The sequence below is a fragment of the Eilatimonas milleporae genome (assembly GCF_003688555.1).
In the GTDB taxonomy this organism is placed as follows: Bacteria; Pseudomonadota; Alphaproteobacteria; order Sphingomonadales; family Kordiimonadaceae; genus Eilatimonas; species Eilatimonas milleporae.
Genome location: NZ_REFR01000012.1, coordinates 194,317 through 216,814, shown reverse-complemented (window position 1 = coordinate 216,814; position 22,498 = coordinate 194,317). Strand labels below are relative to the sequence as shown.

The window sequence follows — 22,498 nt, the reverse complement described above, 5'->3', positions numbered from 1 at the left end:
AGTAGTGTTTGCCTTCTTCCGGTCATCGGACATGAAGGAAAACCATGACCCCACTCATCAGCACCGAATGGCTGCAACGGCATCTCACCGATGCGGACCTGGCCGTTATCGACGCCACCTGGGATATGCCGGACAGTGGCCGCACGCCGCACAGCGACTTTCTGAATGCACATATTCCGGGGGCGGTGTTCGCCGATATCGACGTCATTGCCGATACCGGCAATCCACTGCCGCACATGCTGCCCGCAGCAGCGGATTTTGCCGCCGCCATGAGCGCACTTGGCCTGGACAGATCCAAACGCCTTGTCATCTATGATGACAGCCCTGTCCGTTCCGCCGCGCGGATGTGGTGGATGTTTCGTGCATTCGGCCATGCACGGGACCGGGTCCATGTACTGGACGGGGGACTCGCGGCCTGGAAAACGGCGGGCGCGCCCCTCGACACCGGAGCGCCCGCGCCCGCCAGGGGATCTTATGAGGCAGAGGAGCCCGCCGGCCTGGTCCGCACCCTCGATCAGATGCGTGAAATCGTCTCCAAGCAGACTGCACAGATCATCGATGCACGCTCGGCCCCCCGTTTCAGCGGCAAAGCACCCGAACCGCGTGCCGGCCTCAGGAGCGGACATATGCCGGGGGCCTGCAATCTGCCTTATGCGGCACTGTATGAAGAGAGCGGTCACTTCAAATCACCCGACGCCTTAAGGCAAACCCTGAAAGACGCGGGCGTCGATCTCGACCGCCCTCTTGTGACCACATGCGGTTCCGGGGTTACAGCGGCGGCGCTCAGTCTCGCGCTTGCCCTTCTTGGCAGATGGGATGTTCCCGTTTATGACGGATCGTGGGCGGAGTGGGGCGCACAGCCCGACACGCCTGTCACCTGACACCCACGCACTGCGGCAAAATCCCGGCATCCTTCCGGACCCGGCGAAACGGAAAGACGGCAGCACCCATGTCCGATACGAAAAAAACGGGGCAAAACACCAGGCTTGTGGTCGGAGGCCGCCATAAGGAGTGGACGCACGGGGTGGTCAACCCGCCGGTCTACCGGGCCAGCACCTGTGTTTTCGAGACCTATGCCGAGATGCGCGCCCGTACCGCCGCCCCGAATGAGAAAAAACTGTTCTACGCCCGCAAGGGAACCCCCACGCAGTGGGCGCTCGACGATGCGCTGAGCGACCTGCATGGGGGTGCCGGCACCCTGTTGTATCCGTCGGGCGTCGCGGCGATCGCCGGTGTGTTTCTGTCGCTTTTACAGGCCGGGGATCATGTGCTGATCACCGATAATGCCTATGAACCCACACGCGGCATGGCAGGCGGACTGCTGAAACGGATGGGCATCGGGGTGACATATTTCGACCCGCTCGCTCCCATACGCCCCCTGATGACGGACAGGACACGGATGATTTTCACGGAGTCGCCCGGCTCGCTCACCTTTGAAATGCAGGATATCCGGGATATCGTCGCCGCCGCGCAAGTCCACGATGCCCTTGTGGTGGTTGATAACACCTGGGCGACGCCGCTGTTCCACCAGCCGCTTGCCCACGGTGTGGATGTGGTCATAGAAGCCGTCACGAAATATATCGGCGGCCATTCGGATTTGATGATGGGCAGCGCGACGGCGGGGGAACGGACTCTTGCCGCACTGAAACGCGGGGCCGGACACATGGGCCAGACCGTGTCCCCCGATGATGCGTTTCTGGCGCTGCGCGGATTGCGCAGTCTGTCGGCCCGCCTGCGCCAGCATGAGGACAGCGCGCTCAAAGTGGCACGGTGGCTGCGAGGCCACGAAGCCGTGGCCGATGTCCTGTACCCTGCCCTGGACAGCCATCCGGGACATGCCCTGTGGCAACGCGACTTCAGCGGGGCCAGCGGCCTGTTTTCCATCATCCTGAAAGGCGGTGACTATGCCGATACCGCTGCCATGACGGACGGAATGCGGCTGTTCAAAATGGGTTTCAGCTGGGGCGGATATGAAAGTCTGATGGTCCCCAGCGACCCGACACCGGTCAGAACCGCCACACGCTGGTCGGCGGACGGCCCTCTTGTCAGGCTGCACATAGGATTGGAAGACCCTGAAGACCTGATCAGCGACCTGTCCGACGGATTGACCCGCTATGGCAGACATTTAAACGGTCAAAGCGGCTTTTAAGGGATTTGAAATGCTATCGGACTTCGAACTTGCCGCTCTGACGCTGAGCTTGAAAGTGGCCTTCAGTGCCACACTGATCGGCTTGCCGGCGGCCATCGGCCTCGCACTGGTGCTGGCACGCTTTTCCTTTCCCGGGAAAACGGTTCTGGACGCGGTCATACACGCGCCTCTGGTGGTGCCGCCGGTGGTCGTCGGCTATGTGCTGCTGATCCTTTTGGCACCGGCCACGCCCACCGGACGGTTTCTGGCCGATCTGGGTCTCAACCCCTCGTTTCGGTGGCAGGGCGCGGCACTGGCAAGCGGCATCATGGCTTTCCCCCTGATGGTGCGCGCCGTCAGGCAAAGTTTCGAGGTCCAGGCCCCAGCCCTGCGACACGTGGCCGATACCCTGGGCGCAGGACCGATGAAGCGGTTTCTAACCATCAGCCTGCCGCTGGCCTGGCCGGGCCTCGCCACGGCGCTGGTTCTTGGTTTTGCCCGTGCCATCGGCGAATTCGGTGCCACCATCACCTTTGCCGCAAACATTCCGGGCATGACACAAACCCTGCCGCTTGCTCTCTACACAGCCGCGCAAAGTCCCGGCGGTGAAGGGGCGGCGCTGCGTCTGGCCGTTATCAGCCTGATACCGGCCCTGCTGAGCCTGGTTCTGGCGGAATGGCTTGCCGGGCGGGCCCGCAAGCGTCTGGGAGGTTGAGGCATGAGCGCAAACATCGCAGCGGCGGACAAACCGGCCCAAAACGGGAAAACGGTGGGCGACCATGACACGCCGCCCGTTGCCGATATCATGGTGCGGTGGCGCGCCGAAGGGCGGCGCGGGGCCGGACAATGCCGGCTTATGCCAGGGGTCACTGCCTTGATCGGCCCGTCGGGTGGCGGAAAAACCAGTCTGGCACGTTTTATCGCGGGGATCGAAAAGCCGGACTCAGGCCAGATCCGCATCGGCGGAAAAACGGTTTTCGACAGTCAGCAAAAGCTTTGGGTGCCGGCCCGCAAACGACGGATCGGATATGTCCCGCAAGACCCCACATTGTTCCCGCATATGAGTGTTGAGCAGAATATTCGTTTCGGTTTAAAGCTGAGCGAAGCAAGGCTCGGCCACCTTTTGACGGAACTGGACCTGAAAGGCATGCTGAACCGACGGCCCGCACGGCTATCGGGCGGAGAAGCCAGACGTGTCGCCCTGGCACGGGCCCTAGCCTCGGACCCCGCATTGCTGATTCTGGATGAACCGACGGCCGGGCTGGATGCCCTGAAACGCCGGCAGATGCTGCAATTGGTTGCCACACTTGCCCGTGTCACGGCGGTCCCCACACTCTTTGTCACCCATGCCCTGGACGACATGCTCAGTATTGCCGACAGGGCGATCCTGATGTCAGACCTGCAAATTCTGCGCAGCGACACCCTCGACAGCGTTCTGGATGATCCGGTGACACCGGAAGTGCTGGGCCTTGACGATGCCGGCACACTGATGAGCGGAACGGTCACGGAGCGCGGAGCCGGGCTGATCTCGGTCAATCTTGGCGGTGCGCGCCTGCGGCTGCCCGATCACGGCGATCCGCTCGGTCAGGAAATGCGCCTGCGTATCCGGGCGCGCGACGTCGGTATCACAACCGGGTCCACCGATGGTCTCAGCATCCTGAACTGCCTGCCCGCGAAAGTGAAAAGGCTGACCAGCCGGCAGGGCATCAACCATGGCAATACCGGTGGAGAGGGCACGGACCCGGAACGCACCAGCGAAACGGATGTCATACTGTCCCTTACGGGCACGGAGCTGACCCTGAAAGCGCGTCTGACACATGCATCCGTCGAACGGCTTGGCCTGGCGCCGGGCATGACCTGTCATGCCATGATCAAGGCGGTCGCGGCCCGGGGCGCCATCATCGCGGCCGTGGACCTGCCTCCGGAAGACTGACCCTTCGCCCCGGCCCAATGGCGATTTGGTCGTATCGGTTCAAAAATGCAGCCGCAGGCTCACCTGCACCAGGTGCTGATCCTGCTCTTCCGCAAGGCCCAGATACCGCCGGCCATGGCGGTCGCTGTTGATATAAAGCCATTCGGCCATGACACCGACATGGCGTGTCACCGGTATGCCGGCGGCAAGTGTTGCCGCATAACCGACCTCTTCATTATTGTCGCGGACGATCAGGATACGGTCATCGGTATCGAACCAGTCGACACGGCCCGAGATGCGTGCCGCGCCGAAAGACCTGGTCACCAGCACATACCCGGCCCCGAAATCCGTATCCAACGGCTGCCGCCCAAAATACGGTTTCCCCATCTGGGTGTTGCCCTGAGAATGCTGGGCGATGACACGCACATCGCCGGGCAGATTGGCTTCAGCCGTTGCCACCCAGAAACGGGTGTCCCAGGAATATTGACCATCGCGGAAGGTGGTCGGTTCGCCGCGATTGTCATGGTAGAAAAAGCCCAGACGGAACCGCCGGTCAAAATCATAGTCCAAGGCAACATAGTAACCGGGCCGGTTGTCCACTTCCTTCACCGGATTGACATAATCGGGCTGGATTTCAAAAAAGCCGCCCTCGGAAATGGACGGCACCGGTGGCAACGGCACTGTGGAAAACGCCCCCGGAATATGGTCGTGCAGCGCCCAGCCGCGCCAGGCGATAAGAGACCCTATGGGATCGTTGAAGCCGAAAACACCCCCCGTGGCGGACAGACGATGGCCGCCGCTGCGCCATGTACCACGCAGCTCGGCACCGACAACCTTTCCCTCCTCGCCGATCCAGCTGTTCAGCGCACTGAAGCTGATCGTATAGGGGCTGGACCATGCCGGGCCGGTATTTTCCCGCGAAACCGGCAGAAAATATAGCCCCGCCTTCGCGGACCAGGACAGATTGGATGACGGGGCCGGGCGGTAGCGTAAAAAGGCCTCAACCAGATCGGCGGGTTTATCCTGAACCTGATCATATTTCACATGGACCAGTCCGGTCAGCCCCCAGGCCAAAACAGGTTTTGCCAGAATGGAGGCCTGCGCCACCTCGCCGCGGACAATGCCGTCATCCCTGTCGCCGTTCAACCGGCCACCGTATCGCCCCTTGCCGAAACCGCCGTCAAGCCAGCCGGGTTCACCCGATGTGGCGGACAAACGCAGGTCGCCCCAGAATTCCCAATCGATCCGAGGCAAACCGCTGTCGCCTGCGGTCGCACCGCCGCCGGCGCAAAGCGCGATCAGCCCGGCTGCCATGCCCCTCACACCGCCAAACCGGCGTGCCTGTATTGGAAAAAAGGATTTCCCCTTGCCGGACAATAAATTACTCGGCACTGACACGGCTCCGCATGATAAAGTCCAGGGCTTCATCCGCCGGCATGGGACGGGCGATGTGATACCCCTGAATGACGTCGCAGCCATAGCGTTTCAGCAGATCGACTGAGGCCTCGTCTTCAACGCCTTCCGCGGTCACCTTCAGGCCGAGGTTATGCGCCAGATCCACCGTCGAACGGACAAGAATCTGGTCTTCCTCGCTTTGTGCCAGTTTGAGGACAAAGGATTTGTCGATCTTCAACTCTCCCACCGGCAATCGCTTCAGATAACTGAGAGAACTGTAACCGGTTCCATAATCGTCGATGGACATGGGAAAGCCCATGCTGAACAGGCCGGACAGAACCTCAAGCGCCCTGTCCATATCCTGCATGATGGCGCTTTCCGTAACCTCGAAATGCAGGGCACCTGTCGGCAGATCATATTCCTTCTGTGCCCGCAGGGCTTCCGCCGGAAGGTCCGGGTTCATAAGGTCCGATGCCGACAGGTTGACCGAAACGGTAAGCATACAGCCCTTCTTGCGCCATGCGGCGCACTGTGCCGCCGCTTCATTGATACCCCAGCGCGTCAAATGTCTGATATCGCCGGTTTTCTCGGCCATCGGAATGAAATCGTCCGGCGGGATGAAGCCCCGCTCGGGGCTGATCCAGCGCACCAGGGCCTCCACCGCCGTCACCCGCCCCGCACGAAGATCGTATTTGGGCTGGTAGGCAAAGGTAACCTCCCCGTGTTCAATGCCATGGCGCAGCGCGCTCATCAGGGACAGGCGTTCTTTGGCCGTACTGTCCTTTTCAGGATCGAAAGCCGCTGAGCGCGTCGGGTCATGACGCGCCAGATCCAGTGCCACACTGGCCCTTCGCAGCAATGTGGCTGTATCCTCGCCGTCTTTGGGAAACCGCACATACCCGATACGGATTGTCACATCGACCTGTACATCGGCCACGGGCAAGGGAACGGAAAAAGCATTGATGACGGACGCGGCGACATCACCGGCGCGGTCAGGATCTGAAACGCACAATGCGAAGGATTCCGTGGAAAGGCGGGTAACCTGACAGTTGCCCACATGCTTGATACGCTGACCGATATCGGCCATGAGTTCGGTTGTATACTGATGGTTCAGCGTACTGCGCAGTTCGGAAACATCAGCGACACCGGCCACCAAAACCGCGAAAGGCTTGCCTTTGCGCACCAGCGAGTCCAGATGCCGTTCAAATCCAATACGGTTGGGCAGGCCGGTTTCAGGATCGTGCAGCGCCTGGTGAAGAATACGGTCTTCCCGTTCCCTGACCGCGCCAACCATGCTGGCAAAACTGCGCGACAGGGTGGCAACCTCGTCCCGGCTGGCAGGGGCCGGGGGCATATCCTCATAATCCCCCCTGGCGATACGGTCGGCGACGCTGGCGAGCCGTCTCAGCGGTTTTGTCACGCTGCGTGAAACCGCCACACTGCCCAGGATCAATGCCAGAAAGCCGGCACCAGCGATGCCAAGCAATGTAATCGCCAGATCGCGGTAAGGCCCCAGTGCGACATTCAGGGAATAGAACAGCAGCACATCGACCTCGCCGCCCCCGGCCAACTGGCCAACGGACTGGCGCCAGATCAGATGCTCCTCGCCGGCCACATCGCCGCGAACGACCTCTCCGTCCTGATCCGCACTTGCCCGAAGCGTCCCTTCGGCGACAAGAGCGCGCAGTTCAGCCTCGTGGTCAGTGGCCGCCGCCAGTTGCCAGCCCGCGCCCACGCGGCTCGATACGAAGGCAATATCCAGTTCGATCGGCGAAAGACGCTGAATTTCAGCCGCCGCGCGCTCGTCGAGTTCCGTGCCGAAAGCAATCCACCCTACCGGGGCCGGCGCCAGAACAGGCGCGATGACAACGGTAAAAAGCCGGTTTCCCACCTGCTCAATCGCCGAAATTGCACCGGCGTCAAGTGTTTGTTCCCTTAAACTCTCCGGTAGCAGCGCACCGGCATAAGCCTGCTCCACATTGCCGACATGCGCCAGAAGCTCGCCGTCCAGGTCCACGACGACAGCCGTGTCCAGACTTGACCGTGCCTCCAGATTGGCCAATGCCGAAAGCACGGTTGGCTGGTCGCCGGTTGCAATGGCCTGCCGAAAACCGAAATCTCGGGACAGCAAACTGACGGATTGGGTGAATTGCGCGTCCCGTTCGCTCAACACCCTTTGCAGGACACGCCCGCTGGCACGCAACTGGTCAGCGATCTGGCCTTCGACGTTACGATTTGTCGTTTGGTAAATCACCAGATAAAGCGCCGCCTGCCCGCCCAGGAACAGAGCCATGAAAATCAACGCCAGTTTAGTGCCGAAACGAAGGGACATTAAGCCGTTATACCTCTGTCATCACTGTCTTCATGGTGCCGGTTTCATGGTACCCGGACCGTGGCTCCACCCAAAAAATGCCCTGCCTAAGCGCTGTGCCCGGATGAAGCCGGATATGCTTTCGTCAATAATCCTCTGTACCGTCCGGACCGCGCTGCCGCCGCCGGAAAGACCGCACGTCGACGGGCACGCGCAATATCACTGCCTCCGGTTCCGTGATGGTAATCCGCTGTGTTGCACCATTTGCTTTTTTCTTCAGATCCGGATGCCATATCTCAAGCGTATAGTCGCCTTCAGGCAAATCCATGAACGTCAGTCGACCGTCCGCATCCGTCGTTCCAAAAACAGGCGCTTCGGTCACAAAGACATAGGCCAGCATGTTATCGTGGATGTTGCATCCAAGAGCCGCGACACCCGCGGTGTCAAAGACCACGCTGTTCTCCTGCGCCTGACTGTAAAGCCGCAATTCAAAAGTTTTGGTTTTGGAGAAGGAATAGACATGATGACGGAAGGGGTCGCGATTGGGAAAGTCCACGACACTCCCCACTTTGACCGGCAGAACAAAGGGGACGAATATGGTCCCTTCCTGCACCATCTCAGCCTTGACGGATACAGGCGGAAGACCATTCGTCTCGAACAAAGGGGTCAGCGTGACAACCGCATCGGATAATGGCCTGTCCTTCGGGTCGGTCACTGTTACACCCAGCCCGGCGGCGAGGACCGTGGCGGACAAGCCGCAAACCATCCCGATCAGACAGAACAATGACCTCAGGGCTTTGACATATCCGGCAACGGTGGAAACGGAAAAAGCCGGAACGATCACCAAACCATTCTTTGTCCGCAAATCTGTCCTGGCCATTGTTCATCTCCAAAACCGGCCGTCTGTCTGAAACCGACTTCTTGCCGCCGCCGTTATGGGTACCCCCACATACGGATATCAGACTTAAAACCAGAACACAGCCATCCGCCAGTCACCTTGTGGTCACTTTACGTTTAGCAAGGTTTAAAATGTCTTGATAGATTGACCGCCGGCCACGCTTTTTGACAAGGAATTGGTTATCTTGAACTGGTTTTCATGCCAAAAGGGCATGATGTCTCCTTTGGCCTGTTCGCTCAAAACCTGCGAAAAGACTTTATCGGGATGGTTTCCTATTTAGTTATGAATGGCACCAAGGAGCAATCAGGAGAGTGCATAGCAAGAGGCAGTGGAATCAATTCAGCAGCAGCTTCACGGATGACAGCTCTTTCCATGCCGAAAGCGGCACTGACACAAGCAACAACCGCAAAATTCAAGGCGAGTGTAATATTGCAACGGCTTTCCTCAGCGCCGTCACCCTCAATCGGTTCGATACGCAGGACCCATGGTAATTTCGTAATGGCCGGTAAAATATCTGCATCACAGGTAAAGGTCAGTTCCTCCCCGCCGCGCTCCTCAACAATCTGTAGAATAGCCGAAAAAATTTCATGACGTGCGGGCACATGGCTCCTGTCACACCAGACACTGTGTTTCGCATAAAAATGACTTGTTACCCAGGTACGCCGGCATGTCCGATACATGGCTCGGGAGGCGTCTCCGGTTTCTTTCAGCATGGTTTGCCCCGCCATCTCAAAATCAGGGTGATAGGTTGGGGTGACACGGGCTCCACCGATAAAATTCTGGTCTTCATCAAAGCAAATCAAATCCAGCGCACGAGAACTGGCGTGAATTTGGCTGGATATTTCCATATGACGACTTGCATGCGCCATCTTATCGGTTTCCCATAGATATTTCAGATAACCGGCATAATCGCGGCGATTTTTGGCATCAATCACGTAAATCACTGTGCCTGTTCTCCGGGGTGGCCCTGTCGACAACAAACGAGCCAACATAAAGACTGGAACGACACAGCATGGATATGGCCCAATCAGGTACACCCTACCCTTATATATTTTGCGGGAAGTGCTGCAACCAACTGCACGTATTAACGAATATAACCGGAGCGTAGAGCAACCGCGACCGCCTGAGTGCGTGTCGTCACACCCAGTTTTGCTTTTGCCCGCTCAACATGCTTGTGAGCCGTTTCCGAGCTGATAGACAGGATATGACCGATTTCAGAATCTGTCTTGCCTTCGGAAACCCACGACAGAACATCGACCTGGCGGGGTGTTAAAGGACATTGCGGCAAAGGCGAACGCTTAAGAAGAATCTCCGCGCGCATCTGGGCAACAGTTGCCATCAGTTGAATGGCCAATCGTTTGTCATCATCGACAGGGTTATGTCTTCCTGCCGCCATGAAAAACGAAACCCTGCCATCAAGGCCATGCAAAGGTATGCTGAGACCCCAACGCAAACCATGATCATGGGCGTCCTGCATGACCTTGGCCTCAGCCGGCGTCAATCTGGAGCGAGCCATCATTTCGTCCCATGTAAAAGGATTGAATGTTCTCAATCCCCAACGGGCGGCGGGATCTTCATTGAAGTAACGCTGCTGGCGATAACGCACCATCCAATCATGGTCAGCCATGCCAAATGTCGGCAGAAGCTGAAGCATCCCGTCCGGTCCCAAAAAACTGCCACAATGAAAAAAATCGACCCCCAGATCACCCACTTTTAGTGCAAACAATTCCGTAAGCGCCGCGACGCTTTCAACACACTCCAGCTCTTTAGCAAAATCGAAAACCATTCCGGGCAGATACACAGCATATCCCCCAATAGATCTTTCTGCATCGTAGCAAATCTGCAATTGCAATGGAAAGGCTATGGAACTGCCTAGCCGGTTTGACGGGTTGACTTATTTATGGGTCGAGACCTGTGGAATAGGATAAGCTCGGACCAACATGGGCTTACAGCGAAACCGATACCCGGTTCCGGCATCGGTCATATTTTACTCCGCCGCCAAACGATGCCGGTATGGGGATGTGTCATCTTCAGTGTAGGCAAGATCCGCAATATCGCGTTTCAGGTCGGCGGAAAAGTTACCGCGTGCAAAAACACGCTTCAGATCATCTTCAACCGAAGGATAGTCCATACCCTGTTCTGCATGCTGGCGTTTGATGACCACCACACCCAGCGCGGCATACAAAGCCCAGATGTCCTGATCCTTTACCGGAAAACGCCGATCATTGATCAGGCCGCTGATAAAATCATAGATGCTTTTCTGCATACTTCGTCCCCTTCGGTAGAAGCATGCACATGTAATGCTAATGAAATATTAATGTCACAATTGGGGCTTGCAAATTGCAAATATCCGCTGCGGCCTCCGCTCCATTGGCACAGAATGGACACGATCGTGTCCGGTCATATGCGGCGAACAGGTATGCAAGCGGTCAGGACTGGAAGTGGCGACCCCGGTAGGACTCGAACCTACAACCGTCGGATTAGAAGTCCGGTGCTCTATCCAGTTGAGCTACGGGGCCGGAAAGGAAACCGGTGTTTATGCCTGCAAGCACGGCACCTGATTATTTGAAGTTGTCGGCATATGCGCGAATATGGCGTTTGCGGTGGTGTTCGGGCTGTATGTCGTAGGCAATGCCCTGACGCGTCGCATATGCGACAGCCTCATCGCGACTATCGAAACGCAACCTGACCTGTGACCGCATGTCGTCCGAACTGATCCAGCCCATCAGCGGATCGATGGTGCGGCGGTGCTCGGGTTCATATTCCAGTACCCATTGGCGGGTATTGGCGGTGCCCGACTGCATGGCGGTTTTCGCGGGACGGTAAATCCGTGCCTTCATGGGTGCGCGTCCTTTAATCGTGTCCGTCTGAACGGCGAATATCTGTCCCCGTCGGTACAATCGACCGGCAGGACCAGAAGATGGCCATGGTCGGGGAGACTGGATTCGAACCAGCGACCCTCTGCTCCCAAAGCAGATGCGCTACCAGGCTGCGCCACTCCCCGTCCGGGCCATGGTCTCCCCTGTTCCTGTAACAAACCGGTCCTGTCACAGAAATGAGGCGACCATGTCGCTATCTATGGTCCGGCCTCGCTTTTGGCAAGCGGTTTTACGGTCAATCGTCTCATTTAGCCGCGCGCGCCCGCAGCAGCTTGAAAGCACCGCTCAGCCCGGCGATAATCGTATCCTCCACCAGAACCTCGCCTGACAGCATCACCAGCCCATCCCGCTGACCGGTAACCCTGCCCCGTCCTGTAACCCAGTCATCCAGCTTTGCCGAGGCTATGAAATCGGTCGTCAGGCGAACCGTGACAAAAGGCGGATCGGCCACCGTCATCACAGCGCTTGCCAGCACGATATCGGCAAAAGTCATGATCATGCCGCCATGGCAGAACCCGCCGGCGTTGATATGCTTTTCGTCGACACGGAAACCACGCTCCAATCCGCCATCTTCAAACCCGCCGCCTTCAGGAACGCGTTCGAAAAGCGGCCCGTTCTCCCAACCGAAGGGGGAATTGGACACAATTGGCTCAAAACCGGATGGCGGACGGGCTGCGGCCACCATATCCGGCGTGGCCCGCCGACCCTGCCGTATCAGGGCATTGTTGGCAGTCGGGGGCACCGCTTTATCCGGCACGGCCTGACCGGCGTCCGCCCCGGGGCCGCTTATCCCGTCAGTTGTCATGATCATCCGCAAGATTACCAAGCAGATGGTGACGCACCATGTCTCCTGGTTTCAACCCCAATTCAGCCGCCTGGCCACCGGCCAATTCCAGAACCGCAATCACCCTGCCCTTGGAAGGCCGGGAAGACAATGTCTCCGGCTCGGCGTTCTCAATAATATTTGCGATTCGTCCATTGCGACGAACGAAAATGATGTCCAGCGGAATAAGCGTGTTCCGCATCCAGAAAGACGCCTGCTTTGCTTCGGGAAAAACAAATATCATTCCCTGATCGGGCGCCACTGATGTACGGAACATCATGCCGCACTGCTGCTGTTCCGGCGTCAGGGCCGTTTCCACTAGGATAAGGGTTTGCTGACCGCCCGACGGCTGTACGTACAGCGATGACAGCGTAAAATCCTGCACGCCGCAACCGGGAACCGGCATCTGCGCCCATGACGTGGTAGTGTTCAGCATCAGAGCCGCCAGGACACCGACGGACACAAAAACTATGTTAAAAAAACTGCAAGGATTTTTCCGCCGCAGAGGATGCGGCGGAGCATTGGTGTCAAATCTCAAACCCGTCACCTGCCGGCTCAGGCATCGCCAGGCAGGGCTATCTGGGCTACCAGTGGCCCACGGTCTCCCGTACCGACACGGACACGAACCTCTTGCCCCGGCTCCAGATCTGTCAGGCCGGCCCTGCGCAATGTCTCAATATGGACGAAGATATCCTGTGATCCCTCACCGCGGGAGACAAAGCCGTATCCCTTGGTGCGGTTGAACCATTTCACCAGCACATCCTCGAAATCCTTGGAAACTTCGATGTCCATACCGGGATGGGAAAAGGAAGAACGTCCCAGATCTTCCGGTGAAACAGCGGTGGACAAATCCAGCGAAACAACACGTGTTGCCTGACGCCCGCGATCACGCGCCGCCGCTTCACACGTGACGGTTGTCCCCTCGGGCACCGAGCGGCGTCCAACCTCGCGTAAAACCGAAAAATGCAGAAGAATATCGCCGTCGCCATCTTCCGGCACAACGAATCCGTACCCCTTCACCGCATCGAACCACTTGACGCGTCCAACCAACGTCTGGGCCTCTGAGCCCGCTGGAAGTGCCTCAGCGTCAACTTTGCTGTGGTCGTCCATGCTGACCCCTTTTACACTATTATGCACAACAAAAGACGATATTAAGCATCCGTTAACACCTTAGCAAGTCCGACAAACGGAAAAGCGCCCGATTTTGCAACCGGACGCTTTTATTTTCAGCGGCTTGTGGCAGGGATGTCACGCCCTGCCGGGCCGAAACTAATGGTGCCCCTCGCCACCAGCGCTGTTTTCCTGTCCCGGCAACTCGGTATGATGCTGGATCAGGTGGGCATCGTACAGATACTCGGTTGCCGGCGCCAACAGATAGGCAACGGACAGAAAGCCGACGATCGACATGGTGATGGTGTAGGGCAATGCCATCCAGACCATCCGCAGATAGCTCAGGCGGATCAATGGCGCCAGCGCACTGGTCAACAGAAACAGGAAAGCGGCCTGACCGTTCGGCGTAGCGACCGAAGGTATGTTTGTACCCGTATTGATAGCAACGGCCATCAGATCGAAAGTATCCCGATTGATGACGCCATCAATCAGCGCCTTGGATGTCTCCCCGACATAAACGGTCGCCACGAACACATTGTCGGATATGGCGGACAACAACCCGTTGGCCAGAAACAGGGTGGTGATCTGACCGCTGCCCTCAAGGCTGAGAACGAAATCCGTCACCGGCTGAAACAGGTTCAGATCCTTGATCACCGCAACAACGCCGAAGAAAACGACCAGAAGTGCCGTAAAAGGCAGCGCCTCTTCAAAGGCATGTCCGATTTGGTGTTCCTCCGTCACCCCGGTCAATGCGGACGCCAGAACGATAACCGACAGGCCGATCAATCCCACTTCCGCCAGATGCAGCATCAGCCCGACCACCAGCCACACCGCAACCAGGGCCTGGGCCCACAGGGCCGCCTTGTCAGCCGGGGTACGGCGCTCGTTTTCATACTTGTCGTAATCTTCAAGGATGGTGCGCACCCGCTCCGGCAATTTAGCGCCATAACCGAACCAGCCGGTCGTCTCCAGAACAATGACCGTCGTCAACCCGATCGCCAGGACAGGCATGGTCACAGGCGACATACGCAGGAAAAATTCCACAAACTCCCAATTGGCACGATCCGCGATCAACAGGTTTTGCGGCTCACCAACAAGCGTCGTGACGCCGCCAAGTGCGGTGCCGACCACGGCATGCATGATCAGACTGCGCAAAAAGGCCCGGAAATCCTCCAGATCCTGACGGCGGGATTCCTGCACACTTCCATCCTGAAGGTGATCATGTTCGTGGTGGAACTCCTTACCGGAGGCAACCTTATGGTAAATCGAGTAAAACCCGACCGACACGCTGATCACCACCGCAGTCACCGTCAGTGCGTCGAGAAAAGCCGACAACACGGCTGCCGCAATGGAAAACAGCAATGAGAGCAAGACTTTGCTGCGCACTTTCACCAGCAGTTTGGTGAAAACGAACAGCAACATGCTTTTCATGAAATAAATGCCGGCCACCATGAAGACCAGCAGCAGAATTACCTGCAAGCCTTCCTGTATCTCATGCCAGACCGTGTAGGGCGAGGTCATGCCCATCAGGACACCCTGAATGGCGAGGAGACCCCCCGGCTGCAAAGGGTAACATTTCAGCGCCATCGCCAGCGTGAAGATAAACTCAAGAACCAGCACCCAACCGGCCAGATAACTGTCAACGCCGAAATACAGGATCGGGTTGATCACAAGAAAGGCAAAGATGGTCAGCTTGTACCACTCCGCCGAGTTACCCAGAAAATTGCGGCCAGCCGGGCTCGTCAGCAAGGACATGCAAAATCCCCTCTCTCAAAAGTTTTTTTACGCCCATATGCGGACGGCGCAGGAAATCGAGCGTCACCTTTATAAGCCACGGAGCCGCAAATCAAGCCAAAGTCAGGGCCTTTCCCTCGGAGCCGTACTGTAATATCCAGAACGCTATATATGCCGGACCTGTTTACGGCATGCTGAGCGGCAAAGCCGCCAAATATCGGAACTGCCGACATTCCCGCACATCGGACGCATCGTAAATGAAAGAAGAAATCGACAAATTGCTGGACTGGAAAGCGGAGGGAATGGGCTGCGCCTTGTGTCTGGTGATGAAGACATGGGGGTCGGCGCCGCGCCAGGCCGGAAGCCTTCTCGTGGTACGCCAGGACGGCGCCATGACGGGATCGGTCTCCGGCGGGTGCGTTGAAGGCGAGGTCATCGCCGAAAGCCTTGCACTGATCGACCATGGCGGAATGAAACAGCTGGAGTACGGTGTCACTGACGAAACGGCCATCGGTGCCGGGCTTGCCTGTGGCGGACAGATCAGCCTTCTGCTGATGGATGTCACATCCGAACGGCTTGCGGTATTGGCGCATGCGGCGGATGCGTTGAACAGGCGCGGCGTACTGGATATCCATATCGATATCGGCACCGGTATTTTCGGCATGCATGTACCCGACCGCGCCGGGATTCAACACGACCAGCCCGGCTTGAGCGACAATCTGTTTGTCCTGCGCGTCAGGCCGCGGCCACGTCTTGTGCTGATCGGCGCGGTCCATATCAGTTCCCTGCTCGGCGCCATGGCATCCGCCGCCGGACATGATGTGGAAATTATCGACCCGCGATCCGCATTTACCGAGGCCCGCCCTTTTGAGGCAGCCCGCATGATAGAGGACTGGCCCGATGACGCATTGGCTGCCAACCCGCCTGATGCCCATACAGCCGTGGCCGCTCTGACCCACGATCCGAAACTGGACGATGCGGCCCTGTCAGCGGCGCTTGACAGCCCGGCCTATTACATTGGTGCCCTCGGCAGCCGGAAAAGCCATGCAAAACGCTGCGAACGTTTGACCGCACTGGGTTTCGATACAAACGCCCTTGACCGGATCTTCGGTCCGATCGGACTGCCGATCGGTGCACGCACACCGGCCGAGATCGCCTTATCCATCCTGTCGCAAATCACCGCCATACGGCGCGGTGCCTCCCTTTAAGGGCCGTTGCGGATTGACCTGCACCAGGAAAACACCGGCTCTGCCCGGCCTGCTGCTGGCCGCAGGCCTGTCCCGGCGCATGGGCGACATCAATAAACTGCTGCTACCCGTCGACGGTACAGCGATGGTCAGGCGGACGGCCGACACCCTTTTGAGCGCGGGCGTTTCTCCGCTCATAGCGGTCACCGGTCCCGGTGCCGGTGACATTCGGGCCGCCCTGTCGGGACTTGCCGTGACCTTTGCCGTCAATGCGGATCCGGAAAACGGCATGGCCGGTTCGATCAGGGCGGGTCTTCGGCAACTGGCATCGGCCACCGGAACCAATGACGCCACCCATGTTTTAATCGCGCTTGCCGACATGCCTTATGTGCGGGCGGCCACCATCGGCACCCTGATCGCGGTAGCGTATCGTCACACAGATCAGGGGATTATCGTCCCCTCTTACGGGAACCGTCGCGGCAATCCGGTTCTGTGGCACAGGCGTTATTTCAGCAAACTGGCGGCACTGGAAGGCGACAGGGGCGGACGGTCACTGATGACCGACCATGCGGACCAGGTTCTGATGAAAGACTGTAATGATCCCGGCATTCATATGGATGTGGACACAGCGGCCGATGCAACACGACTGGGACTGATACGGACTTAGGAACAATCCGCCCAAGGCAGGAAATCCTCTTCGTCGTCAGCCTCCAGAACCCGGCGCACCACGTCAGGGGAAAATCCAGAACGCAGCATCGCGTCCCTTTCCTTGCGGGCCTTGTCCGGCGGTACCGGACTGTCCTGACGACGAAAGGGCCCAAATCGCCGGCGACGTGCATAGGCAATCCCGGCTTCCAGAGCCAGCCTCCCTTCGCCAAACTCTGCGGACATGTCTGCCAGAATGCTTTCAACAAGGACCCTATCCACGCCTTTGCTGCGCAAATCCTGCGCGATCTGATGCGGCGGTCTGCCGCGCGCGATCATCCTCGCCGCACGGCGACGGGCATACGTCGCATCATTCACATATCCGAGGTTGACGCACCGTGCGACAACCTCGACTATCCACTCCGACTGTTCATCCGTCGGAACCTCCAGGCCTGCGCAGCGACGCAGGACTTTCCGCGCCAACACTTCCGCCAGCCGCGCTTCGGTTGCTGAATAACGGCTCAGATAATGCAGGGCCGCACGTTCCAGATACGCTTTCGTCACCGGGCGGGGTTGGATGTTGCGGTCATTCATTCACTGCGCCCATTGCCATATGGTGCTTACTTACGATGTCCTCAGGGCTGGCATCCCATGCCCATAGGTCATATCTTCAACCACGGTCAGAAAAGCATCAATATCGCCATCGCTGTTATAATAATGCGGCGAGACTCTTACCGTTGTTTCAATCCCCCTCGCTTCCATATCCAAACGCGTATGAAACACACTGGAAACCTGCACGGCAAAACCGCGTCCGGCCATTGACCGCTTGATATCTTCAGGACGCAGACCGTCCAGCTGAAACGTAATGATCGCCGCCGATGCCCCGTCGGGACAGGTCGGACGCACCCCCTTGACCGCAGCCAAACCATCGCGCAACCGTTGTGCGAGCATCTGCGTCCGCGCCGTTGCCCGTTCCACACCAAGATCCCGCAGATAGCCCAATGCCGCCGCCAGCCCCAACTGCCCGGCGATACCGCGTTCCCATGCTTCAAAAACACGGGCATCGGTGCGCAGGTCATACTGGTGCGCTGTTGTCCAGGACGCCGCCTGGTTGGTCAGCATGGCGGGTTTCAGCTTCGCAAGCGCACGTGGCCCGGCATAAAGAAATCCCGTTCCCCGAGGTCCCCGCAGAAATTTACGGCCCGTCGCTGTCATCATATCGCAGCCGATTTCATCCACATGAACCGCTAACTGGCCGACAGACTGGCAGGCATCGACCAGATAAAGAACATCGCTCCCCTTAAGCATGCGCCCGACCTCGGACACCGGGTTGATCTGACCGCTTGATGACGGAACATGGCTGAGACTGACCAGCCGTGTCCGGTCATCCACCAATGCCGCGACACTTCCGGCATCCAGACGACCGTCCACGCCCGCGGGGGCGACCCTGATTTCTATATCATGCCTTTCCGCCATATGCAGATAGGCGACATAATTGCTGCAATATTCATTGAACGCCGTGACAAGATTGTCGCCGGAAGAAAAGGGCACGCTGTAAAATGCCTTGTTCCAGGCGTCGACCGCACTGGCGGCAAAGGCGTAATTCTCCTTCGCGCCGCCAAAAACACCGGCCAGCCTGCGATAGAGTTTTTCCTTTTCAGGCTCTCTTTCAGCTTCGGCCACATATCCTCCCAGCCTTGCCTCAAGGCCGATATGGTCGATCTGTGCCTGCACAACCGGCCATGGCATCAGGGAAGCACCGGCGTTATCCAGATGGACATGATCTTCCACGCCCGGGGTTTCATTACGCAAACAGTCTATGTCCAGCGACACGGCGTGGGTTTGCGACAGAGGCTCGGTCTCAACATTTTCGGCAATGCTCATGCCCTTTATTCTCCGGCGATGCGCAAGGTTTTTGGAGGCCCTGATAAGGAGATCCGCCAGAATTCTCTTGCGTCTTTGGCCTACAAACTGTAATTCAGCCGTAACATTTAGACGTGGTGTGCATTTTCTCAAGCGGGTTTAGACACGCTTTTTCAAGCGCGTAACTTGTCCATGAAAGTAGAGAAAGCAGGCCCCGCGCAATATAAAAATGGCACTCTCGGTGTTTTGTGGTTTTGGTTCGATCGCGACTGAAGATTTCGTAAAGCTGGCGCGATGCGGTGCAGGATTGTCGAAACCCCGGAGACCGGTAAAAACAACAGATCCGGGTCGGGAAAACAGGCCGCTACGGCGGCTGGTCTGAGTTTTTCAGGGCTGCCATAGGTTTAGCCCGCAATTTGTGTATAATGGCCGGATCGCCGAATAAAAAGAGCGAGACGGGTGGAAATGGTTGAAGCAAACGCAATGAATGCTGTAACGCCCACGTTGGATCCCAGCCTACCGCGCCGCTTTGCGGATTTTGATACCCTTGTCGAGGCACTGGAATACGCCGCCAAAGGCTTGCGCGGCGCCAATTTCTACAATGCCAAGGGCGACCTGATATCCACGCTGACATGGACAGAGGCCCAGAAGCGCGCCCAAAAAATCGGCCGCATTCTGGCAGGGATCGGTTTTCAGCCGGGCGAGCGCATCGCCCTTATTGCCGAAACAAGCGCGGATTTTGTGTGCTTTTTCCTTGGGTGCCAGTATGCCAGCGTCCTGCCTGTCCCGCTGCCCCTGCCCACATCCTTTGGCGGGAAAAATGGATATGTCGGCCAGTTGCGGCTTCAGCTTGAAAGCTGCATGGCCAATGGTGTGATGGCACCGGGCTTCATGGACGATATGATTGCCCAGGCCGCCGAAGGCACGTCGCTGCGCTTTGCCGGTAGCATGGCCGACTATATGGACAGCGGTAAGGACAAAGACCCCACACTGCCCTCGGCGGATGATCTGGCCTACCTCCAGTACAGTTCGGGCAGCACCCGCTTTCCGCATGGTGTCGCCGTCACGCACCGCTCACTGCTCTCCAACACACGCGGCATGGGCTATCACGGCGTCATGCTGCGGGACGAAGACCGCTGTGTCAGCTGGTTACCCTTTTACCATGACATGGGGCTGGTCGGTACGCTGTTGACGACATTGACGTGCCAAATGTCCGTTGATTTTATCCCCACGGAAGAATTTGCCCGCCGTCCGCTCAGTTGGCTGCGCGTCATGTCCGCCAACAAGGGAACGATTTCCTACAGCCCGACTTTCGGTTTTGACATCTGCACCCGCCGCGCCGCCTTGCGCAAGAACGCACTGGAAGGTCTGGACCTGTCCACATGGCGTGTCGCCGGCGTGGGAGCGGAAATGATCCGCCCTGAAGTGCTGCGTGGCTTCATAGAAACTTTCGGTCCCATTGGGTTCAGCGAAAAAGCGTTCCTGCCAAGCTACGGCCTTGCCGAGTGCACCCTCGGCGTCAGCTTTGCCGAGCCCGGAAAGGGTATTGAAATCGACCTCGTGGAGGAAGCCCGCCTTGCCGGAGACCGTCATGTGCTTGTGAACGGCAAGGATGGCAATGTCCGCATGCGGGAGGTTGTTAACTGCGGCCGTCCTCTTCCCGAATATGAAATTGATATCCGTGATGAGGATGAAACACCGCTCGCGGAAAATCACGTCGGACGGATTTTTATCCGCGGAACGTCTGTGATGCGCGAATATTACAATGATCCCGAAACAACGCGTGCGGTGCTCAGCCCGGAAGGCTGGCTCGATACCGGTGACATGGGATATATGAAAAACGGCGATATCTATATCGTGGGACGCGCCAAGGACATGATTATCGTCAATGGCCGTAATCACTGGCCGCAGGATATCGAATGGGCGGCGGAACAGATCGACGGTGTAAAAACCGGTGATGCGGCCGCCATTTCGGTCCCCGGTGAAAACTCTGAAGAAGTCCCGATGATACTGGTACAATGCCGCCATTCCGACCCGGCGGAGCGGGCAAAATTCATCGACGCCATGAAGCGGCATGTCCACAAGGTTACCGGCGTCAACTGCATGATCGAACTGGTCCCGCCGCGATCCTTGCCCCGCACCTCATCAGGCAAACTCAGCCGCGTCAAAGCCCGCAATGAATACCTGTCCGGCGGGTTGCAGGCCCTGGCAAGCTGATTAACCGACATGTCGATGACGCAAACCGGCACCGATACGGGGCCTGTTTCCTTTGTTGCGCCGGGAGCCGATACGCCGCGTGCCCCCGTATCCGGTGAAACGGATCAAAAGGGCCGGCCCCCAAAGCACCGGCTGATTGTAGCGGTCACGGGTGCAACCGGTTTCCTTGGCGGACATTTGCTGGATTCCCTCACCGAGGCCGGTCATACGGTGCGTGCTCTCACCCGCCGTCCACAGACAGAACGGGCCGGTGTCAGCTGGATCAGGGGCGACCTTGACAATACTGAAAGCCTGATGGACCTGTGCCGGGGGGCAGACGTCCTCATCCACGGCGCTGCACTGACCAAGGCCCTGACGCGTGATATCTTTTTTGATGTCAATGTGACCGGATCGCGCAAGGTTTTCGAGGCCGCCGCCGCAGCGGGTATTGGACATGTGATACAGGTGTCCAGCCTCGCGGCACGGGAACCGCGCCTGTCGCATTACGGTGCCAGCAAAGCGGCCGCCGAACTGCTGCTGACCGCCAGGAAGTGGCCGTTTCGGTGGGTCAATGTGCGTCCACCGGCTGTTTATGGCCCCGGGGACCGGGAGATACTGAAACTCCTTCAGGCTTTGAGATACGGCTTCCTCCCGGCACCGGGCAGCCGTAACAACCGGTTTTCCATGATGCATGCGCGCGACCTCGCGGATGCGCTCACTCTGTTGTGCCATGGCGGCAATGCCGGACAGACGGTTGAAATAGATGACGGGCATACCGGCGGATATACACTGGCCGATGTTGCCGCCGCCCTGCCCGCTCCCTTCGGCGGCACGGGAGGGAAACGGCGAAAACCTCCCATTATCCTGTCCGTTCCCAAACCCCTTCTTGTCACGCTGGGACTGGTCAACGGGGCTGTCGCACGCCTTGTCAGGCGGCCTGTCACACTGACGGGTTCATCCGCCCGTTATCTTTGCCATGCGGACTGGACCGTTCGCCACGCATTGCGGCCCCGCCTGGAAGGATGGCAACCGAAATACGCCCTGCCGCAGGGCCTGGCGGAAACCATAGAATGGTATCGCGCCCGGGATCTTTTATGATACGGTCCGTCGCGCTTTAGTGCCGGATATAACGGCGTAAAAAACAACGGATACAGGGAAACACCATGGCTGAGGCTGATACGCTGAAAACCCTTTACGACCTGATTACTCCCATCAATCGCAAAGGGATATCGCTTACGCCCGAGACGACATTCGCAGCCGACCTGGAACTCGACTCCCTGACCGTGATGGATCTGGTTGCTGAAATCGAAGACAGTTTTGACATCATCATGCCGCTCAACATGCTGCCGGACCTGGAAACCATCGGCCAGGTGGCGGATGCGGTTGAGAAAATTATCGCAGACAGTGAGTAAAAGCC

General features: G+C 58.1%; 22 protein-coding genes and 2 tRNA genes. 9 read left to right on the top strand and 15 right to left on the bottom strand.

Annotated features, from left to right (window positions below; genetic code table 11):
• Positions 1 to 44 precede the first annotated feature (44 nt).
• From sseA to BXY39_RS12280, 4 genes are all read left to right on the top strand, one after another.
• Entirely contained in the window at positions 45 to 881 is an 837-nt protein-coding gene (gene sseA / locus BXY39_RS12295) for a 3-mercaptopyruvate sulfurtransferase (protein WP_121939178.1), read from the top strand.
• 68 nt (positions 882 to 949) lie between these two features.
• Positions 950 to 2,149 carry a cystathionine beta-lyase gene (metC, locus tag BXY39_RS12290; protein WP_121939177.1) on the top strand — a complete coding sequence of 400 codons (1,200 nt, stop codon included), beginning with the start codon at positions 950 to 952 and terminating at the stop codon, positions 2,147 to 2,149.
• Positions 2,150 to 2,159: 10 nt separating this feature from the next.
• The gene (gene modB, locus BXY39_RS12285) at positions 2,160 to 2,843 is read left to right on the top strand and encodes a molybdate ABC transporter permease subunit (protein ID WP_121939176.1); all 684 of its coding nucleotides are present in this window, start codon (positions 2,160 to 2,162) and stop codon (positions 2,841 to 2,843) included.
• 3 nt (positions 2,844 to 2,846) lie between these two features.
• Complete coding sequence (locus BXY39_RS12280) at positions 2,847 to 4,061, top strand: molybdenum ABC transporter ATP-binding protein (protein WP_121939175.1); 1,215 nt, start codon at positions 2,847 to 2,849, stop codon at positions 4,059 to 4,061.
• A gap of 39 nt (positions 4,062 to 4,100) precedes the next feature.
• Here the strand turns inward: BXY39_RS12280 and BXY39_RS12275 are convergent, their stop codons facing one another.
• The 13 genes from BXY39_RS12275 to nhaB form a co-directional block, all read right to left on the bottom strand.
• Positions 4,101 to 5,354 carry a hypothetical protein gene (locus tag BXY39_RS12275; RefSeq protein WP_121939174.1) on the bottom strand — a complete coding sequence of 418 codons (1,254 nt, stop codon included), beginning with the start codon at positions 5,352 to 5,354 and terminating at the stop codon, positions 4,101 to 4,103.
• Positions 5,355 to 5,421: 67 nt separating this feature from the next.
• Positions 5,422 to 7,767, bottom strand: coding sequence for a putative bifunctional diguanylate cyclase/phosphodiesterase (locus tag BXY39_RS12270; protein ID WP_121939173.1), 2,346 nt, complete (start codon positions 7,765 to 7,767; stop codon positions 5,422 to 5,424).
• 124 nt (positions 7,768 to 7,891) lie between these two features.
• On the bottom strand, positions 7,892 to 8,626 hold the full coding sequence (locus BXY39_RS12265; protein WP_121939172.1) for a cupredoxin domain-containing protein: 735 nt from the start codon (positions 8,624 to 8,626) through the stop codon (positions 7,892 to 7,894).
• A 290-nt stretch (positions 8,627 to 8,916) separates the two neighbouring features.
• Positions 8,917 to 9,588, bottom strand: coding sequence for a hypothetical protein (locus tag BXY39_RS12260; protein ID WP_121939171.1), 672 nt, complete (start codon positions 9,586 to 9,588; stop codon positions 8,917 to 8,919).
• 140 nt (positions 9,589 to 9,728) lie between these two features.
• Positions 9,729 to 10,445, bottom strand: a complete 717-nt coding sequence (locus BXY39_RS12255; RefSeq protein ID WP_121939170.1) for a helix-turn-helix transcriptional regulator — start codon at positions 10,443 to 10,445, stop codon at positions 9,729 to 9,731.
• 186 nt (positions 10,446 to 10,631) lie between these two features.
• Positions 10,632 to 10,910, bottom strand: coding sequence for a hypothetical protein (locus BXY39_RS12250; protein WP_121939169.1), 279 nt, complete (start codon positions 10,908 to 10,910; stop codon positions 10,632 to 10,634).
• 176 nt (positions 10,911 to 11,086) lie between these two features.
• A tRNA-Arg gene (locus BXY39_RS12245) sits at positions 11,087 to 11,163 on the bottom strand.
• 42 nt (positions 11,164 to 11,205) lie between these two features.
• Positions 11,206 to 11,484: an ETC complex I subunit gene (locus tag BXY39_RS12240; protein WP_121939168.1), complete on the bottom strand. Its 279-nt coding sequence runs from the start codon at positions 11,482 to 11,484 to the stop codon at positions 11,206 to 11,208.
• An 87-nt stretch (positions 11,485 to 11,571) separates the two neighbouring features.
• Positions 11,572 to 11,648 (bottom strand) — tRNA-Pro (locus tag BXY39_RS12235).
• Positions 11,649 to 11,767: 119 nt separating this feature from the next.
• Positions 11,768 to 12,328: a PaaI family thioesterase gene (locus BXY39_RS12230; RefSeq protein ID WP_170163810.1), complete on the bottom strand. Its 561-nt coding sequence runs from the start codon at positions 12,326 to 12,328 to the stop codon at positions 11,768 to 11,770.
• On the bottom strand, positions 12,318 to 12,782 hold the full coding sequence (locus BXY39_RS12225) for a DUF192 domain-containing protein (RefSeq protein ID WP_121939316.1): 465 nt from the start codon (positions 12,780 to 12,782) through the stop codon (positions 12,318 to 12,320). Before BXY39_RS12225 ends, BXY39_RS12230 begins: the two co-directional genes overlap by 11 nt.
• Before the next feature lie 119 nt (positions 12,783 to 12,901).
• Positions 12,902 to 13,456, bottom strand: a complete 555-nt coding sequence (locus BXY39_RS12220; RefSeq protein WP_121939166.1) for a cold-shock protein — start codon at positions 13,454 to 13,456, stop codon at positions 12,902 to 12,904.
• 159 nt (positions 13,457 to 13,615) lie between these two features.
• Positions 13,616 to 15,211 carry a sodium/proton antiporter NhaB gene (gene nhaB, locus BXY39_RS12215; RefSeq protein WP_121939165.1) on the bottom strand — a complete coding sequence of 532 codons (1,596 nt, stop codon included), beginning with the start codon at positions 15,209 to 15,211 and terminating at the stop codon, positions 13,616 to 13,618.
• Positions 15,212 to 15,447: 236 nt separating this feature from the next.
• On the opposite strand from nhaB, the gene BXY39_RS12210 reads away from it, so the two are divergent.
• Positions 15,448 to 16,398, top strand: a complete 951-nt coding sequence (locus tag BXY39_RS12210; protein ID WP_121939164.1) for an XdhC family protein — start codon at positions 15,448 to 15,450, stop codon at positions 16,396 to 16,398.
• Positions 16,399 to 16,411: 13 nt separating this feature from the next.
• A complete protein-coding gene (locus BXY39_RS12205) occupies positions 16,412 to 17,044 on the top strand; it encodes a nucleotidyltransferase family protein (protein WP_121939163.1) in 633 nt (210 codons plus the stop codon).
• Here the strand turns inward: BXY39_RS12205 and BXY39_RS12200 are convergent.
• Together BXY39_RS12200 and BXY39_RS12195 are read right to left on the bottom strand one after the other, a co-directional pair.
• Positions 17,041 to 17,616, bottom strand: coding sequence for a regulatory protein RecX (locus BXY39_RS12200; protein ID WP_121939162.1), 576 nt, complete (start codon positions 17,614 to 17,616; stop codon positions 17,041 to 17,043). The genes BXY39_RS12205 and BXY39_RS12200 overlap by 4 nt on opposite strands.
• Before the next feature lie 30 nt (positions 17,617 to 17,646).
• Entirely contained in the window at positions 17,647 to 18,906 is a 1,260-nt protein-coding gene (locus BXY39_RS12195) for an aminotransferase class V-fold PLP-dependent enzyme (RefSeq protein WP_121939161.1), read from the bottom strand.
• 444 nt (positions 18,907 to 19,350) lie between these two features.
• Between BXY39_RS12195 and BXY39_RS12190 the strand changes: the two genes are divergently transcribed.
• The 3 genes from BXY39_RS12190 to BXY39_RS12180 all read left to right on the top strand — a co-directional run bounded on the left by BXY39_RS12190 (position 19,351) and on the right by BXY39_RS12180 (position 22,493).
• The gene (locus tag BXY39_RS12190) at positions 19,351 to 21,102 is read left to right on the top strand and encodes a fatty acyl-AMP ligase (RefSeq protein ID WP_211332231.1); all 1,752 of its coding nucleotides are present in this window, start codon (positions 19,351 to 19,353) and stop codon (positions 21,100 to 21,102) included.
• A gap of 9 nt (positions 21,103 to 21,111) precedes the next feature.
• Positions 21,112 to 22,179: an NAD-dependent epimerase/dehydratase family protein gene (locus BXY39_RS12185; RefSeq protein WP_121939159.1), complete on the top strand. Its 1,068-nt coding sequence runs from the start codon at positions 21,112 to 21,114 to the stop codon at positions 22,177 to 22,179.
• A 65-nt stretch (positions 22,180 to 22,244) separates the two neighbouring features.
• A complete protein-coding gene (locus BXY39_RS12180; protein WP_121939158.1) occupies positions 22,245 to 22,493 on the top strand; it encodes an acyl carrier protein in 249 nt (82 codons plus the stop codon).
• Positions 22,494 to 22,498 lie beyond the last annotated feature (5 nt).

Bases quoted from the DNA above. Each gene is read 5' to 3' on its own strand.
- metC (WP_121939177.1), top strand. From the start codon at position 950: ATGTCCGATACGAAAAAAACGGGGCAAAACACCAGGCTTGTGGTCGGA.
- BXY39_RS12250 (WP_121939169.1), bottom strand. From the start codon at position 10,910: ATGCAGAAAAGCATCTATGATTTTATCAGCGGCCTGATCAATGATCGG.
- nhaB (WP_121939165.1), bottom strand. From the start codon at position 15,211: ATGTCCTTGCTGACGAGCCCGGCTGGCCGCAATTTTCTGGGTAACTCG.
- BXY39_RS12230 (WP_170163810.1), bottom strand. From the start codon at position 12,328: ATGACAACTGACGGGATAAGCGGCCCCGGGGCGGACGCCGGTCAGGCC.
- BXY39_RS12210 (WP_121939164.1), top strand. From the start codon at position 15,448: ATGAAAGAAGAAATCGACAAATTGCTGGACTGGAAAGCGGAGGGAATG.
- BXY39_RS12200 (WP_121939162.1), bottom strand. From the start codon at position 17,616: ATGAATGACCGCAACATCCAACCCCGCCCGGTGACGAAAGCGTATCTG.
- BXY39_RS12275 (WP_121939174.1), bottom strand. From the start codon at position 5,354: ATGGCAGCCGGGCTGATCGCGCTTTGCGCCGGCGGCGGTGCGACCGCA.
- BXY39_RS12190 (WP_211332231.1), top strand. From the start codon at position 19,351: ATGGTTGAAGCAAACGCAATGAATGCTGTAACGCCCACGTTGGATCCC.
- BXY39_RS12180 (WP_121939158.1), top strand. From the start codon at position 22,245: ATGGCTGAGGCTGATACGCTGAAAACCCTTTACGACCTGATTACTCCC.
- BXY39_RS12225 (WP_121939316.1), bottom strand. From the start codon at position 12,782: ATGCTGAACACTACCACGTCATGGGCGCAGATGCCGGTTCCCGGTTGC.
- BXY39_RS12220 (WP_121939166.1), bottom strand. From the start codon at position 13,456: ATGGACGACCACAGCAAAGTTGACGCTGAGGCACTTCCAGCGGGCTCA.
- modB (WP_121939176.1), top strand. From the start codon at position 2,160: ATGCTATCGGACTTCGAACTTGCCGCTCTGACGCTGAGCTTGAAAGTG.
- BXY39_RS12195 (WP_121939161.1), bottom strand. From the start codon at position 18,906: ATGAGCATTGCCGAAAATGTTGAGACCGAGCCTCTGTCGCAAACCCAC.
- BXY39_RS12270 (WP_121939173.1), bottom strand. From the start codon at position 7,767: ATGTCCCTTCGTTTCGGCACTAAACTGGCGTTGATTTTCATGGCTCTG.
- BXY39_RS12280 (WP_121939175.1), top strand. From the start codon at position 2,847: ATGAGCGCAAACATCGCAGCGGCGGACAAACCGGCCCAAAACGGGAAA.
- BXY39_RS12185 (WP_121939159.1), top strand. From the start codon at position 21,112: ATGTCGATGACGCAAACCGGCACCGATACGGGGCCTGTTTCCTTTGTT.
- BXY39_RS12265 (WP_121939172.1), bottom strand. From the start codon at position 8,626: ATGGCCAGGACAGATTTGCGGACAAAGAATGGTTTGGTGATCGTTCCG.
- BXY39_RS12240 (WP_121939168.1), bottom strand. From the start codon at position 11,484: ATGAAGGCACGGATTTACCGTCCCGCGAAAACCGCCATGCAGTCGGGC.
- sseA (WP_121939178.1), top strand. From the start codon at position 45: ATGACCCCACTCATCAGCACCGAATGGCTGCAACGGCATCTCACCGAT.